This window comes from Streptomyces sp. NPDC046261 (assembly GCF_040646235.1).
In the GTDB taxonomy this organism is placed as follows: Bacteria; Actinomycetota; Actinomycetes; order Streptomycetales; family Streptomycetaceae; genus Streptomyces.
The window spans coordinates 1-14,745 of the sequence record NZ_JBEYZU010000004.1; the positions used below are offsets into that span (position 1 = coordinate 1).

The 14,745-nt window shown below is 71.1% G+C and carries 11 protein-coding genes and 1 pseudogene; all 12 read right to left on the reverse strand.

Annotated elements, in window-relative coordinates; all coding sequences use genetic code 11:
• Nucleotides 1–92: 92 nt before the first annotated feature.
• Complete coding sequence (gene pgi, locus ABZ956_RS09435; RefSeq protein ID WP_361889444.1) at nucleotides 93–1,754, reverse strand: glucose-6-phosphate isomerase; 1,662 nt, start codon at nucleotides 1,752–1,754, stop codon at nucleotides 93–95.
• A 126-nt stretch (nucleotides 1,755–1,880) separates the two neighbouring features.
• Nucleotides 1,881–2,216: an RNA polymerase-binding protein RbpA gene (locus ABZ956_RS09440; protein ID WP_003957010.1), complete on the reverse strand. Its 336-nt coding sequence runs from the start codon at nucleotides 2,214–2,216 to the stop codon at nucleotides 1,881–1,883.
• Nucleotides 2,217–2,377: 161 nt separating this feature from the next.
• On the reverse strand, nucleotides 2,378–2,614 hold the full coding sequence (secG, locus tag ABZ956_RS09445) for a preprotein translocase subunit SecG (protein ID WP_079274375.1): 237 nt from the start codon (nucleotides 2,612–2,614) through the stop codon (nucleotides 2,378–2,380).
• 128 nt (nucleotides 2,615–2,742) lie between these two features.
• Nucleotides 2,743–3,519, reverse strand: a complete 777-nt coding sequence (gene tpiA, locus ABZ956_RS09450) for a triose-phosphate isomerase (protein WP_361889447.1) — start codon at nucleotides 3,517–3,519, stop codon at nucleotides 2,743–2,745.
• A 6-nt stretch (nucleotides 3,520–3,525) separates the two neighbouring features.
• Nucleotides 3,526–4,737 (reverse strand): phosphoglycerate kinase, encoded by a 1,212-nt coding sequence (locus ABZ956_RS09455; protein WP_361889450.1) that lies wholly within the window; start codon nucleotides 4,735–4,737, stop codon nucleotides 3,526–3,528.
• A 151-nt stretch (nucleotides 4,738–4,888) separates the two neighbouring features.
• Nucleotides 4,889–5,893 (reverse strand): type I glyceraldehyde-3-phosphate dehydrogenase, encoded by a 1,005-nt coding sequence (gap, locus tag ABZ956_RS09460; RefSeq protein WP_361889453.1) that lies wholly within the window; start codon nucleotides 5,891–5,893, stop codon nucleotides 4,889–4,891.
• A 324-nt stretch (nucleotides 5,894–6,217) separates the two neighbouring features.
• Nucleotides 6,218–8,428, reverse strand: a pseudogene (locus ABZ956_RS09465) (M14 family metallopeptidase); the annotation flags it as partial.
• A 166-nt stretch (nucleotides 8,429–8,594) separates the two neighbouring features.
• On the reverse strand, nucleotides 8,595–9,602 hold the full coding sequence (gene whiA / locus ABZ956_RS09470; protein ID WP_071964484.1) for a DNA-binding protein WhiA: 1,008 nt from the start codon (nucleotides 9,600–9,602) through the stop codon (nucleotides 8,595–8,597).
• Nucleotides 9,593–10,645, reverse strand: a complete 1,053-nt coding sequence (yvcK, locus tag ABZ956_RS09475; RefSeq protein WP_361889456.1) for a uridine diphosphate-N-acetylglucosamine-binding protein YvcK — start codon at nucleotides 10,643–10,645, stop codon at nucleotides 9,593–9,595. The genes whiA and yvcK overlap by 10 nt, the downstream gene beginning before the upstream one ends.
• On the reverse strand, nucleotides 10,642–11,574 hold the full coding sequence (rapZ, locus tag ABZ956_RS09480; protein WP_361889459.1) for an RNase adapter RapZ: 933 nt from the start codon (nucleotides 11,572–11,574) through the stop codon (nucleotides 10,642–10,644). The genes yvcK and rapZ overlap by 4 nt, the downstream gene beginning before the upstream one ends.
• A gap of 142 nt (nucleotides 11,575–11,716) precedes the next feature.
• On the reverse strand, nucleotides 11,717–13,699 hold the full coding sequence (gene uvrC, locus ABZ956_RS09485) for an excinuclease ABC subunit UvrC (protein WP_361889461.1): 1,983 nt from the start codon (nucleotides 13,697–13,699) through the stop codon (nucleotides 11,717–11,719).
• Nucleotides 13,700–13,874: 175 nt separating this feature from the next.
• Nucleotides 13,875–14,741: a hypothetical protein gene (locus ABZ956_RS09490; protein ID WP_361890461.1), complete on the reverse strand. Its 867-nt coding sequence runs from the start codon at nucleotides 14,739–14,741 to the stop codon at nucleotides 13,875–13,877.
• Nucleotides 14,742–14,745: the final 4 nt, after the last annotated feature.

Here is a 14,745-nt window from a genome sequence, read left to right on the forward strand (position 1 = left end):
GGGCTGGATTTCTTGCCGGAACCGGCGGAAATCCAGCCCGTCCGGCGTTTGAGGACAAGGGGCCTGGGGGCTTGCCCCCAGGCCCGGCGCGGCTAGCGCCCCCGCAGCTCGCGGTAGCGCGCCACAAGGGCCGCCGTCGACGCGTCGAGGCCCGCCACGTCCGCGCCCTCCGTCAGCGCCGGCTCCACCCGCTTCGCGAGCACCTTGCCCAGCTCGACCCCCCACTGGTCGAAGGAGTCGATGTTCCAGATCGCGCCCTGGACGAAGACCTTGTGCTCGTACAGCGCGATGAGCTGACCGAGCACCGACGGGCTCAGCTCGCTCGCCAGGATCGTCGTCGTCGGGTGGTTGCCCCGGAACGTCTTGTGCGGGATCAGCTCGGCCGGCACGCCCTCGTCCGCGACCTCCTGCGGGGTCTTGCCGAAGGCGAGCGCCTGGCCCTGGGCGAACAGGTTCGCCATCAGCAGGTCGTGCTGGGCCACCAGACCCGGCAGCAGGTCGTCCACCGGCTTGGCGAAGCCGAGCAGGTCCGCGGGGATGAGCTTGGTGCCCTGGTGGATCAACTGGTAGTACGCGTGCTGCCCGTTCGTGCCCGGGGTGCCCCATACGACCGGGCCGGTCTCCCAGGCGACGGGCCGCCCGTCGCGGTCGACCGACTTGCCGTTGGACTCCATGTCCAGCTGCTGCAGATACGCCGCGAACTTCGACAGGTAGTGGCTGTAGGGCAGCACCGCGTGCGACTGCGCGCCGTGGAAGTTGCCGTACCAGATGCCCAGCAGGCCGAGCAGCAGCGGCGCGTTCTCCTCCGGCGGGGCGGTGCGGAAGTGCTCGTCGACGAGGTGGAAGCCGGCCAGCATCTCGCGGAAGCCGTCCGGGCCGATGGCGAGCATGAGGGAGAGCCCGATGGCCGAGTCGAAGGAGTAGCGGCCGCCGACCCAGTCCCAGAACTCGAACATGTTCGCGGTGTCGATGCCGAAGTCGGCGACCTTCTCCTCGTTCGTGGACAGCGCCACGAAGTGCTTGGCCACCGCCTCCTCGCCCGCGCGGAGCTCGGTGAGGAGCCAGTTGCGCGCGGAGGTGGCGTTGGTGATCGTCTCGATCGTGGTGAAGGTCTTCGAGGCGACGATGAACAGCGTCTCCTCGGCGTCCAGGTCACGCAGGGCCTCGTGCAGGTCCGCGCCGTCCACATTGGAGACGAAACGGAACGTCAGGTCGCGCGCGGTGTAGGCGCGCAGCGCCTCGTACGCCATCGCCGGACCGAGGTCGGAGCCGCCGATACCGATGTTGACGACGTTCTTGATGCGCTTGCCCGTGTGGCCCTTCCAGTCACCCGAACGGACCCGGTCGCAAAAGACCTGCATCTTCATCAGAACGGCGTGCACGGCCGGGACGACGTTCTGGCCGTCCACCTCGACCACCGCCGACTCCGGGGCCCGCAGGGCGGTGTGCAGCACCGCGCGCCCCTCGGTGTTGTTGATCTTCTCGCCCCGGAACATCGCGTCCCGCAGCTCGGCGACGCCCGCCGAGGCGGCCAGCTCGCGCAGCAGGCGCAGGGTCTCGTCGGTGACGAGGTGCTTGGAGTAGTCCAGGTGCAGGTCGCCCACGGTCAGGGCGTACTTCCCGGCCCGTCGCGGGTCGTTCGCGAACAGCTCCCGCAGGTGCACCTCCCCCAGTTCGTCGCGGTGCTTGGCCAGCGCGTTCCACTCGGGAGTCTGGTCGAGCCGGGTGCGGCTTCCTGCGTTCTTCTCGGACATCAGCCCACTTCTCCTCGGTAGCTGCCTCGCACAACCAAACCTAAATGATCGAAGCGGCCCGGCCGCACACCTGGTGGGGTGTACGGCCGGGCCGCTTCGGTCTTCCTTCGGTCCGGATGTCGCTGCTCAGATCTCCCCGCGGAGCTTGGCGAGCGCCTCGGCGAGGATCGCCTCGCCATCGGCGTCGCTGCGCCGCTCACGGACGTACGCGAGGTGCGTCTTGTACGGCTCGGTGCGGGGCGGGTCCGGCGGGTTGTCCCGGTCCTGACCGGCCGGGAAGCCGCAGCGCGGGCAGTCCCAGGTGTCCGGCACCTGTGCGTCGCTGGCGAAGCTCGGCTGCGTCTCGTGCCCGTTCGAGCACCAGAAGGAGATGCGGAGGCGCGGTGCTGACTCGCCCCGCTCGGCCTCCCCCATCGGCCCCGCTCCGACCCGGCTTCCTCGGATCGCGTTGCCACTTGCCACGGTCGTAACTCCCTGCGTGATGGTGCTGCACTGTGCCGGAATGAGCGGCTGCGCCGCGGGCGCCCCAGTCTACGTAAGGCCCAACGCGCGTCCAGTGGCAGGAGTTACAGCCCGCCCGGAAGAACGCGCGCCCCATCATAGGCCGCTGATACGACAGTACGTCAGCTGTCGAGCTTCATCAGCAGGCCGAGCGCGACGATGCAGGCGAACCAGAGCAGACCGACCACGATGGTGATCCGGTCGAGGTTGCGCTCGGCGACAGAGGAGCCGCCGACGGAGGACTGCATGCCGCCACCGAACATGTCGGACAGGCCGCCGCCCTTCCCCTTGTGCATGAGCACCAGCATCATCATCAGCAGGCTGAAGACGATGAGGGCGATCGAGAACCCGATGACCACGGCTGGACCAACTCTCTCGGACTGACTCGGATGGAGAACACTGCGGGGCCGGGGGCGCCAAGCGCGCCGGTCCCGGCCCCGACAGGGTACGACGGGGAGCGCCCGTCGTCATAGCTGCTGCTGATCGTCTACTGGTCGCGGAAGCGAACGATCTTGACGAATTCCTCGGCGTCCAGTGCCGCGCCGCCCACCAGGGCGCCGTCGACGTCGGGCTGGGCCATGATCGCCGCGATGTTGCCGGCCTTCACGGAGCCGCCGTACTGGATGCGGACCTTCCCGGCCAGCTCCTGGTCGTAGAGCTCGGCCAGACGGGCGCGGATGGCCCCGCAGACCTCCTGGGCGTCCTCGGGGGTGGCGACCTCGCCGGTGCCGATCGCCCAGACGGGCTCGTAGGCGATGACGATGCTCTCGGCCTGCTCGGCCGGGATGTCCTTCAGGGCGCCGTCGACCTGCGCGAGGGTGTGCGCGACCTGGTTGCCGGCCTTGCGGACGTCCAGGCCCTCGCCGACGCAGAGGATCGGGGTGAGGCCGTGGCGGAAGGCGGCCTTCACCTTGGCGTTGCAGAGCTCGTCGCTCTCGCCGTGGTACTGGCGGCGCTCGGAGTGGCCGACGGCCACGTAGGTGCACTTGAGCTTGGCGAGCATCGCGCCGGAGATCTCCCCGGTGTACGCGCCGGTGTCGTACGCCGAGAGGTCCTGGGCGCCGTACTTGATCTTCAGCTTGTCGCCGTCGACCAGGGTCTGCACCGAGCGCAGGTCGGTGAAGGGGGTCAGGACGGCGACCTCGGTGCCCTCGTAGTCCTTGTCGGCGAGCGCGAAGGCGAGCTTCTGGACGTGGGCGATGGCCTCGAGGTGGTTGAGGTTCATCTTCCAGTTGCCCGCCATCAGCGGGGTGCGTGCACTCACAGTGGTTCAGTCCTCCAGTGCGGCGAGGCCGGGGAGCGTCTTGCCCTCGAGGTACTCGAGGCTGGCGCCGCCACCGGTCGAAATGTGGCCGAAGGCGTTCTCGTCGAAGCCCAGGATGCGCACGGCGGCGGCCGAGTCGCCACCGCCCACGACGGTGAAGCCGTCGCAGTCCAGCAGGGCCTGGGCAACGGCCTTGGTGCCGTTGGCGTAGTCGGGGTGCTCGAAGACGCCCATCGGACCGTTCCAGAAGACGGTGCCGGCGTCGGCGAGCTTCGAGGCGTAGAGCTCGCGGGTCTTCGGGCCGATGTCCAGGCCCTCCTTGTCCGCCGGAATGGCGTCCGAGGCGACGAGCTCGGGGTTGGCCGGGGCCTTGGTCTTCAGGTCCGGGAAGTCGGCGGAGACCATGACGTCGACGGGGAGGACGAACTCCACGCCGCGCTTCTCGGCACGCGCCAGGTACTCCAGGCAGACCGGGATCTGGTCCTCCTGCAGCAGCGAGATGCCGACCTCGTGGCCCTTGGCCTTGAGGAAGGTGTACGACATGCCGCCGCCGATGAGGATGCGGTCGGCCTTCTCCAGCAGGTTGTCGATGACACCCAGCTTGTCGGAGACCTTGGCGCCGCCCAGGACGACGACGTAGGGCCGCTGGACCTCGTCGGTGAGCTTCCTCAGGACGCCGACCTCGGTGGCGATCAGGTCGCCCGCGGCGTGCGGCAGGCGCGCCGGGAGGTCGTAGACCGAGGCGTGCTTGCGGTGCACCGCGCCGAAGCCGTCGCCCACGTAGACGTCGGCCAGCGACGCGAGGGCGTCGGCGAAGGCGCCGCGCTCGGCGTCGTCCTTGCTGGTCTCGCCCGCGTTGAAACGGAGGTTCTCCAGCAGCGTGACCTCGCCGTCGCCGAGAGCGGCGACGGTGGCCTTCGCGCTGTCACCGACCGTGTCGGTGGCGAACGAGACGTTCTGGCCCAGGATCTCGCCGAGGCGCTCGGCGGCCGGGGCGAGGGAGAACGTGGGGTCCGGGGCGCCCTTGGGACGGCCGAGGTGGGAGGCGACGATCACCTTGGCGCCCGCCTCGGCGAGCTTGGCGATCGTGGGGGCGACGGCGCGGATGCGGCCGTCGTCGGTGATGGTGGTGCCGTCGAGGGGCACGTTCAGGTCGGCGCGGACGAAGACCCGCTTGCCCGCGAGACCGTCCTGGATGAGGTCGTCGATCGTCTTCATGCAGTGACTCCGGTTGGGGGCCCTCCCGGCGGTGGCCGGGGGAGTCCGTGAGTGTCATGGGACGGGGCTCGTACGACGCTTCATCGCGTCGCACGAGCCCCGTCCCCTACATCCGTTGCCTGCGAACTATGCCAGTCGCGTCAGGCAGCGATCAGAGCTGGCCGCCGACGAAGACGGTCAGGTCCACCAGGCGGTTGGAGTAGCCCCACTCGTTGTCGTACCAGCCGACGACCTTGACCTGCTTGCCCTGAACCATGGTCAGGGAGGAGTCGAAGGTGCAGGAGGCCGGCCAGTTGACGATGTCCGAGGAGACGATCGCGTCCTCGGTGTACTCGAGGATGCCCTTGAGCTGACCCTCGGCGGCCTTCTGGAAGGCGGCGTTGATCTCTTCCTTGCTGGTCTCGCGGTCGAGCTCGAGGACCAGGTCGGTGACCGAGCCGGTGGGGACCGGGACGCGCATGGCGATGCCGTCCAGCTTGCCCTTCAGCTGCGGCAGGACCAGGGCGGTGGCCTTCGCGGCACCCGTGGAGGTCGGGATGATGTTCTCCGCGGCGGCGCGGGCGCGACGCAGGTCGGAGTGCGGGAAGTCCAGGATGCGCTGGTCGTTGGTGTACGCGTGGACCGTGGTCATCATGCCCTTGACGATGCCGAAGCTCTCGTCGAGAACCTTGGCCATCGGCGCCACGCAGTTGGTGGTGCAGGAGGCGTTGGAGATGACGTGGTGGTTGGCCGCGTCGTACTTGTCCTGGTTGACGCCCATCACGATGGTGATGTCCTCGTTCTTGGCCGGGGCCGAGATGAGGACCTTCTTCGCGCCGGCGGCCAGGTGCTTGGCCGCGTCCTCGCGCTTGGTGAAGATACCGGTGGACTCGATGACGATGTCGGCGCCGAGCTCGCCCCACGGGAGGGCGGCCGGGTCGCGCTCGGCCATCGTCTTGAAGGTCTGGTTGCCGACGGTGATCGAATTGTCGGTGTGGCTGACCTCCTGCTTCAGACGACCCAGGATGGTGTCGTACTTCAGCAGGTGCACCAGGGTGGCATTGTCGGTCAGGTCGTTGACACCGACGATCTCGATGTCCGCACCCTGCTCCAGGAGCGCGCGGAAGTAGTTACGACCGATACGGCCAAAGCCGTTGATGCCTACGCGGATCGTCACGAACCGATCTCCTCGTTGGTGTGCCGGACTGTCCGCCGGCGGGCTGTATGGGATGTCCCCGACCACCACCGACCCTACCTCTAACAAGGGAGGTACGTGACATTGGCGGCGGGGTTCTCGCACCGCGCTCAGCCGTGCTCAGAGGCGCTCAGCTGCTGGTCAGGCGCCGATGGCGCGCAGCGCGGCGCCGACCAGCACGGCCCGCTCACGCGGGTCGGCCACATGCTCGAGGCCGAAGCCCAGCAGGACGGTGTCCCGGGTGGTGACGGCCGCGGCGACACCGGCAGACCCCGCCGAGTCGTCACTCTGCGTCACCAATGATCGGTACTCGCCGGCCGCCGCGCTGCGGAACTGCGGAAAGGCGTCGGGCGGCAGCTGCTCGGAGATCGGACGGTAGGCCCCGGCGGCCTCCAGCGGGCCCGCGCCGGTGCCCAGGGCGGCCGTGGCGCCCGTGAGCTCGCCGGCGCCGGTGAAGCGCGTGGCCTGGGCGACCTGGGTGCGGGCGCCCGCGCCCAGGACGTACTGGGCGAAGTCGTCGGTGTCGGCCGGGCCGACCCGCGAGCTGCCGCCCGCCCGCACCCCGGCGGTGATCAGCTTGCCGCCCTCGTTGACGAAGTCGCGGACGGCCAGCAGGGTGGCGCCGTCGGGGCGGGAGGCGCCGGTGTACCACAGCACGGTGTCGTAGTGGGCGAGGACGCCCAGCGCGGGGGGTGCGCCCTTCCGTGCGACGTCCCAGACGGCGGCCTTGCGGCCGTTACCGGCCAGGGCCTTGGTGTACACGCCGGCGTCGCGCGCCGCCTCCTTGCCGCCTTCGTCGGCGATTACCAGGGTGTCGGCGCGGGGTGTGCGGGCCACGGTGTAGGTGAAGGGCTCGCTGGCGGTGGCTCTGCCTTCGCGGGTGCGACCGGTGAACCAGACGCTGACGGTGGAGCCGGGGCCGGCGCCCTCGACGGTGGCGCGGTACTGGTCGAAGCGGATGTTGTCCTCGCCGCCGTAGCGGTCGCCGCCGTCCCAGGCCTCGAGCTCCTCGGTGTGCGTACGGCCGCCGTCGACGCGGTAGTTCAGGTGCTTGTCCCGCACGCTCTTGCGGGCGGTGACGGCGACGGTCTGGTCGCCGCCGCGGGCGTAGGAGGTGGTGAAGGCGTGCGGGGTGAAGTCGGGGGCGTCCAGGCCGACGGCGGAGGCGGGGCGGTCGCCGCGGGTGGCGGTCTCGGCGATGGACAGGGCGAAGGGGATGTTCTTCGCGAACTCCTGCTGGATCAGCTTCTCGTCGTCGGGGAAGGTGAAGGAGGACCGGCAGTCGGCGGGGTCCCAGCGGTCGTCCGGGTCCACCTTGGAGGCAGTCTGGCAGGTCGACATCTCAGGGGTGAACATCATCGTGCCGTTGGCGTTGGCCGCGTGGCCGTCGGCCTCACCGTTGGTGGTGTAGAGCTCGGAGGAGAGCTGGGGGTGGTAGCCGGGTATCGCGGGCTTCTCCGGGGTGCCGGCGAGGGCCTTGTAGAGGACGTCGTCGGGGGTGGGCGTGGCGACCTGCCAGCCGACGCCGTAGAGGATCAGCTCGGCCGCCGAGTGGTAGTTGACGGCGTAGCGGAAGCGGTGGCGTTTTTCGAAGGCGTCGACGGCCTTGGTCTCCGGTTCGGAGGAGGCGCTGGGGCCGCGGTAGGTCTCGGAGGCCGGGCGCGGGGAGGAACCCTCGTTGTCGTAGCCCCACTTGTACGCGTAGTTGCGGTTGAGGTCGACGCCGTCGCCGGGGGTGATCTTCCCGTCGCCGTTGTTGTCCCGCAGGTTCTTGCGCCACAGCCGGGTGGCGGGGCTTTCGAAGGTGTAGTCGTAGCCGTCCGGGTTGGCGGAGAGCACGAACCACAGCTCGGTGCGGTCCACGATCCGGGTGATCCGCTCGTCCTTGCCGTAGCGGTCGAGGTAGTGGTGCATCAGCCGGCGGGTCATCTCGGGGGTGATCCACTCCCGGGCGTGCTGGTTGGACATGTAGAGGACGGCGGGTTTGGCGCCGTCGGGGCTCTTCGCCGCGTTCCTGGAGAGCTTGAGGGCGAGGATGTCCTGGCCGCGCACGGTCTTGCCGATGCTGACGACCTTGGTGAGCCCGGGGTGGGCGCGGGCGGTGTCGGTGATCTCCTGCCGCAGGCCGTTCCTGCCGCTGTACGGGCGGAAGACGCCGTCGCCCCGGTCCTTGAGGTTCTCGCGCACGCGCGGCGAGAGGCGCTTCTCGGTGAGGTCGACGCCCTTCCGGCGCAGCTCGTCCGCCTGTGGTGCGGTGAGGTGGAGCTCGACGGGTGCCTTCTTGCCGTCGGGTATGCGTCTGCCCAGTTCGTGGCCGTCGACGCCGGCCTCGAGCAGGAGCGGGACCTGTGCGGCGGTGACGTCCGCGGTCCATACGGACAGGGTGTCCGGGCCGGCCGCTGCCGCGGCCGTGCCCGTCGCCGGTTGTGCCTGGGCGAAGGGTGCCGCGGCGAGCCCGCCGAGTAACAGCGAAGCCACCACGACGCCTGTGCGTGTCTTTCTTGCCTTGTGTCTCATGAGCCCCCCTTGCCGTTGCCTGCCACGGGAGTGGATGGACGCCAGGCTCGTGACACAGCATGATCATGTCAACGGTGCGTTTTGCGCCCGCCCTCGCGGCATGACGCCCCCGCCGCCTTTGACGGGCGACAGGGGCGAGCGGGAACGGAGCGGGCGCGGCGGCGGGTCAGCCGACCATGCCCTCGGCCATCTCCTCGGACAGGTCCGAGAGGTCGGAGAGGTTGGACTCGGTGCCGGGGATGCCCAGGTCCTGGGCACGCTTGTCGGCCATGGCCAGCAGGCGGCGGATCCGGCCGGCGACGGCGTCCTTGGTCAGCGGCGGGTCGGCCAGGGCGCCCAGCTCCTCCAGGGACGCCTGCTTGTGCTCCATGCGCAGGCGTCCGGCCGCGGCCAGGTGCTCGGGGACCTCCTCGCCGAGGATCTCCAGCGCCCGCTGGACGCGTGCGCCCGCGGCGACGGCGGCCCGCGCCGAGCGGCGCAGGTTGGCGTCGTCGAAGTTGGCCAGGCGGTTGGCGGTCGCCCGCACCTCGCGGCGCATGCGCCGCTCCTCCCATGCCAGCACCGACTCGTGGGCGCCGAGCCGCGTCAACAGCGCGCCGATCGCATCACCGTCCCGGACGACCACGCGGTCCACTCCGCGCACCTCCCGGGCCTTGGCGGCGATCTGGAGTCTGCGGGCCGCGCCGACCAGCGCCAGCGCCGCCTCGGGGCCGGGGCAGGTCACCTCCAGGGAGGAGGAGCGGCCGGGCTCGGTGAGCGAGCCGTGGGCCAGGAAGGCACCCCGCCAGGCGGCCTCCGCGTCACAGGTGGCACCGGAGACGACCTGCGGGGGCAGCCCGCGGATCGGACGGCCGCGGCCGTCGACCAGTCCGGTCTGGCGCGCCAGCTGGTCACCGCCCGCCACCACCCGCACCACGTACCGGCTGCCGCGGCGCAGCCCGCCGGGGGCCATCACCACCAGGTCGGAGGCGTGTCCGAAGATCTCGAGGATGTCCTTGCGCAGCCGCCGGGCCGCGATCCCGGTGTCCAGCTCCGCCTCGATCACGATGCGCCCGCTGACCAGGTGCAGCCCGCCCGCGAACCGCAGGATCGCCGAGACCTCCGCTTTCCGGCAGCAGGTCCGGGTGACGGGAAGCCGGGAGATTTCGTCCTTCACCGCTGCCGTCATCGCCATGGGCCGATCCTTCCATGCATCCGAAAAATACGGTCGTACGCGGCGGCCAACAGCTCCGGGTCGTGCGTCGGGCAGCCGTCGGGCGAGGCGACCGGCGCCAGCTCGACCGTTGCCCCGAGCCGCTTGGCGGCATCGGTGAGGCTGTCCCGGTCGGGCACGGCGGCCTCGTCGGCCAGCACCACGTCCAGGGCGAGTTTAGGGGCGTGTCGGGCCAAAACCTCCAAATGACGCTGCGGGGAGAAGCCATCGGTTTCCCCGGGCTGTGGTGCGAGATTCAACGACAGCACCCGGCGGGCCTTGGTCTCCTGCAGCGCGTGCAGCAGCTCGGGCACCAGCAGGTGCGGGATGACGGAGGAGAACCAGGAGCCCGGGCCGAGCACCACCCAGTCCGCGTCCAGCACCGCCTCCACGGCCTCGGGCACCGCCGGCGGGTCCTCCGGGACGACGTGCACGGACTGCACCTCGCCGGGGGTGAGCGCGACGGTGGCCTGGCCGCGCACGGTGGTGACCTCGTCGGGAGCGGCCGGGTCGTGGCCGCGCACGAGCGCCTGGAGCTCCAGCGGGACCGCCGACATGGGCAGCACCCGGCCGTGGGCGCCCAGCAGCTTGCCGACCAGGTCCAGGGCCTGCACATGGTCGCCCAGCTGCTCCCAGAGGGCGACGATCAGGAGATTGCCGACGGCGTGGCCGTGCAGCTCGCCCTGGCTCTCGAAGCGGTGCTTGATCACGCGCGCCCAGGTCTGGCCCCAGTCGTCGTCCCCGCACAGCGCCGCCAGGGCCTTGCGGAGGTCGCCCGGGGGCAGCACCCCCAGCTCGTCGCGGAGCCGGCCGCTGGAGCCGCCGTCGTCGGCGACGGTGACGACGGCCGTCAGGTCCCCGGTGATCCGGCGCAGCGCGGCGAGGGAGGCGGACAGCCCGTGGCCGCCGCCGAGGGCGACGACCTTGGGCTGCGCGCCACGGTTCGTACGGCCCTCGGCGCCGCCGCGCGCACGGCCGGGGACCAGCTTGCGGACGCGGCGCATCCGGAAGGTGCGGCCGGTCACTCGCGCCCCATGTCCCGGTGGACGACGACGGTCTCGACACCCTCCGAGACGAGGCGGTGGGCGAGCTTCTCGGACATGGCGACGGAGCGGTGCTTGCCGCCGGTGCAGCCGACCGCGATCGTCACGTAGCGCTTGCCCTCACGGCGGTAGCCGGCGGCGATGAGCTGCAGGAGCTCGGTGTAGCGGTCGAGGAACTCCTTGGCGCCGGGCTGGTTGAAGACGTAGCCCGACACCTCCTCGTTGAGGCCGGTGAAGGGGCGCAGCTCGGGCACCCAGTGCGGGTTGGGCAGGAAGCGGCAGTCCACGACGAGGTCGGCGTCGACGGGCAGGCCGTACTTGTAGCCGAAGGACATGACGGTGGCGCGCAGCTCCGGCTCCTCCTCGCCGGCGAACTGGGCGTCCATCTTGGCGCGCAGCTCGTGGACGTTGAGGCTGGAGGTGTCGATGACCAGGTCGGCGTCGCCGCGCAGCTCGCGCAGCAGGTCGCGCTCGGCGGCGATGCCGTCGACGATGCGCCCGGAGCCCTGCAGGGGGTGCGGGCGGCGCACCGACTCGAAGCGGCGCACCAGGGCGTCGTCGGACGCCTCCAGGAAGATCACCCGCCGCTTGACCTTCTTGGCGGCGAGGTCCGCGAGGGACTCGCGGAGGTTGTCGAAGAAGCGCCGGCCGCGTACGTCCACGACCACGGCGATGCGGGCCACGTTGCCCTGGGAGCGGGCGCCGAGATCCACCATGGTGGGGATCAGGGCGGGCGGCAGGTTGTCCACGACGAACCAGCCGAGGTCCTCCAGACACTTGGCGGCGGTGCTGCGGCCCGCCCCCGACATGCCGGAGATGATGACCAGCTCGGGGATGCCCGCCGCCTCGCCGGTCGCGTCCGCCGTCGTGCCCGTACTCACCTTTGCTCCGTCCCGGTCGGTCACGTTCATGCTGTCTTCCCCCGTTCTGCCGACGGCGCCTTCGGCGCCGTCCTCTCTTCCATACTGCGGGTTTCCCGGGCCCACGGCCCGGGCCGCGGGCGGCGCCGGTCCGTGCGCCGTCCGCGGGAGCCGTCCTGTGCGGCCAGGTCCATCATTCCTCCGCGTCGTCCATGATCTCGCCCGTCGTCATGTTGACGGCCGGGGCGGGGGGCGCCGCCTGGGCGAGCGCGGCGGCGATCGTCTCGGCCGTCTTGCGGCCGATGCCGGGCGTCTCGCAGATCTGCTCGATCGTGGCGGCGCGCAGCCGCTTGAGCGAGCCGAAGTGCTTGAGGAGCGCCTGTTTGCGGGTCTCACCGAGGCCGGGCACCGCGTCGAGCGGGCCGGCCCTGAAGGTCTTGGCGCGCTTGCTGCGCTGGTAGGAGATGGCGAAGCGGTGTGCCTCGTCACGGACGCGCTGCAGGAAGTACAGGCCCTCGCTGGTGCGCGGCAGGACGACCGGGTCGTCCTCGTCGGGCAGCCAGACCTCTTCCAGCCGCTTGGCCAGGCCGCAGACGGCCACGTCGGTGACGCCGAGCTCGTCCAGGGCCCGCTTGGCGGCCATGACCTGCGGCTTTCCTCCGTCGACGACGACCAGCTGGGGCGGGTAGGCGAAGCGCTTGGGCTTGCCGTCGTCCGCCGGGAGCGGCTCCTCGATCTCGCCGCCGGGGGCCTCCTCGGTCCACTCCCCCGTCTTCATCTTCTCCTGGAGATAGCGCCGGAAGCGCCGGCCCACCACCTCGTGCATGGAGCGGACGTCGTCCTGGCCGGCGAAGCCCTTGATCTGGAAGCGGCGGTACTCGCTCTTGCGGGCGAGGCCGTCCTCGAAGACCACCATGGACGCCACCACGTCCTGGCCCTGCAGGTGGGAGATGTCGAAGCACTCCACGCGCAGCGGTGCCGAGTCCAGGCCGAGGGCCTCGCTGATCTCCTCCAGGGCCCGGGAGCGGGTGGTCAGGTCGGAGGCGCGCTTGGTCTTGTGCAGCACGAGCGCCTGCTGGGCGTTGCGCTGGACCGTGGCCATGAGGTCCTTCTTGTCGCCGCGCTGCGGGATGCGCAGGTCGACGCGGGAGCCGCGGCGTTCGGCCAGCCACTGGGCGACGGGCCCGGCCGGGTCGGGGAGGGCGGGTACGAGCACCTCCTTGGGGACGGCGTCGCCGCTCTCCTCGCCGTAGAGCTGCTGGAGGGCGTGCTCGACAAGGCCCGCGGTGTCGACGGCCTCGACCTTGTCCGTCACCCAGCCGCGCTGGCCGCGCACGCGACCGCCGCGCACATGGAAGATCTGCACAGCCGCTTCGAGTTCGTCCTCGGCGACCGCGATCAGGTCGGCGTCGGTGGCGTCGGCGAGGACGACGGCGTTCTTCTCCATGGCGCGCTTGAGCGCCTCTATGTCGTCCCGCAGCCGGGCCGCCTTCTCGTACTCCATCTCTTCGGCCGCATCATGCATCCGCTGTTCCAAACGGCGGATGTACGCGCCGGTACGCCCGGCCATGAAGTCGCAGAATTCCTCGGCCAGTTCGCGGTGCTCCTCGGCGGTGACGCGGCCGACGCAGGGGGCGGAGCACTTGCCGATGTAGCCGAGCAGGCAGGGGCGGCCGATCTGGGCGGAGCGCTTGAACACCCCGGCCGAGCAGGTCCGTACGGGGAAGACCCGCAGCATCAGGTCGACCGTCTCGCGGATGGCCCACGCGTGGGCGTACGGGCCGAAGTAGCGCACGCCCTTCTTCTTGGGGCCGCGCATGACCTGCACGCGGGGGAACTCCTCGCCCAGGGTGACGGCGAGGGAGGGGTAGCTCTTGTCGTCGCGGTACTTCACGTTGAAGCGCGGGTCGTACTCCTTGATCCAGGAGTACTCGAGCTGGAGCGCCTCGACCTCGGTGGAGACCACGGTCCACTCCACGGACGCGGCCGTGGTGACCATCGTGCGCGTGCGCGGGTGCAGGCCGGCGAGATCCTGGAAGTACGAGGAGAGCCTCTGGCGCAGGCTCTTCGCCTTCCCGACGTAGATCACGCGGCCGTGCTCGTCACGGAACCTGTAGACCCCGGGCGAGTCGGGGATCTGTCCCGGCTTGGGTCGGTAGCTGCTGGGGTCGGCCATGTCACACACCCTACTTGCGGGCAGTGACAATCCGTCGTCCGGCGGCCGGTACGGGACCCGGTCCGGGAACGCACCGCGGCCCCGGCAGCGGTGGCTGCCGGGGCCGCGGCGAAGGGGCGGGTCACCGGGTCCCGCGACGGGGCCCGAGAGCCCTCATGGGGGGTGTCCCGGTCGGTCAGCGGCGCCGCAGCCTGCGCACCGCCACGGTCACCAGGCCGAGGGCCAGGGCCGTCGCCCCTCCCGCCGCCGCGAGGGAGGCCGCGGCCGGCGAGCCGGCGTCGCCCTGGGGCGCGGCGGTCGCCGTCCGGTCCGCGCCGGCCTCCTGTGCGGCGGAGTTCCCGCTGTCGTGGTCGCTCTCCGCGAAGCCGCCGGCCGCGCCCTTCTTCGCATAGGCGGAGCCGGGCAGCTTGTCGCCGTACGCCTTGTGCACGCGACCGCGGTAGGCGTCGACGGTGGTGCCCTGCTCGCCGATCGCGCGGACGGCGTCCTCGTCGAGCGGCAGGATCTTCTCGCCCCGCTGTACGTACCAGGCGTTGATCTGCGGCTCGCGGAAGACGGTGCCGCCGGGCAGCATGCGGGCCCCTTCGGCCACGTAGCGTGTCTCGTCGTCACCAGTGGCGATGTTGACGACCTTCCAGCCGTCCCCGGTGCGGGCGGTCCACACCGAGGCCCTCTGCCCGTCGGCCGCCACCGCCGCGCTGGCGAGGAAGTCGAGGGAGGCGATGGCGGCCCCGTCCTTGCCCGCCACGAACTCCGGCGCGAGCGTGTAGACGGGCACCGTCGCCCCCTCGATCCTCGGCCGCGCGTCCGCCTTGGCGAGGGCGCCGTCGCGGGCGAAGAAGCGCGAGAGGGTGGCGAGCGTCCCGGGTGCCGCCGCCGCGTCGTGGGCCTCGGCCACCCCGGCCGCCGGCGGCGGTGCGGGCAGGGCCGGCGGCGCGGCGTGCGCGAGCGGTGCGAGGCCGAGCAGCGCGGCGGTCAGGCCACCGGCGGCAGCGGCACGGGCCGCGGTGCGGGAGGAGCGCGAGTGGTCGCGGTTCGTCATGGCC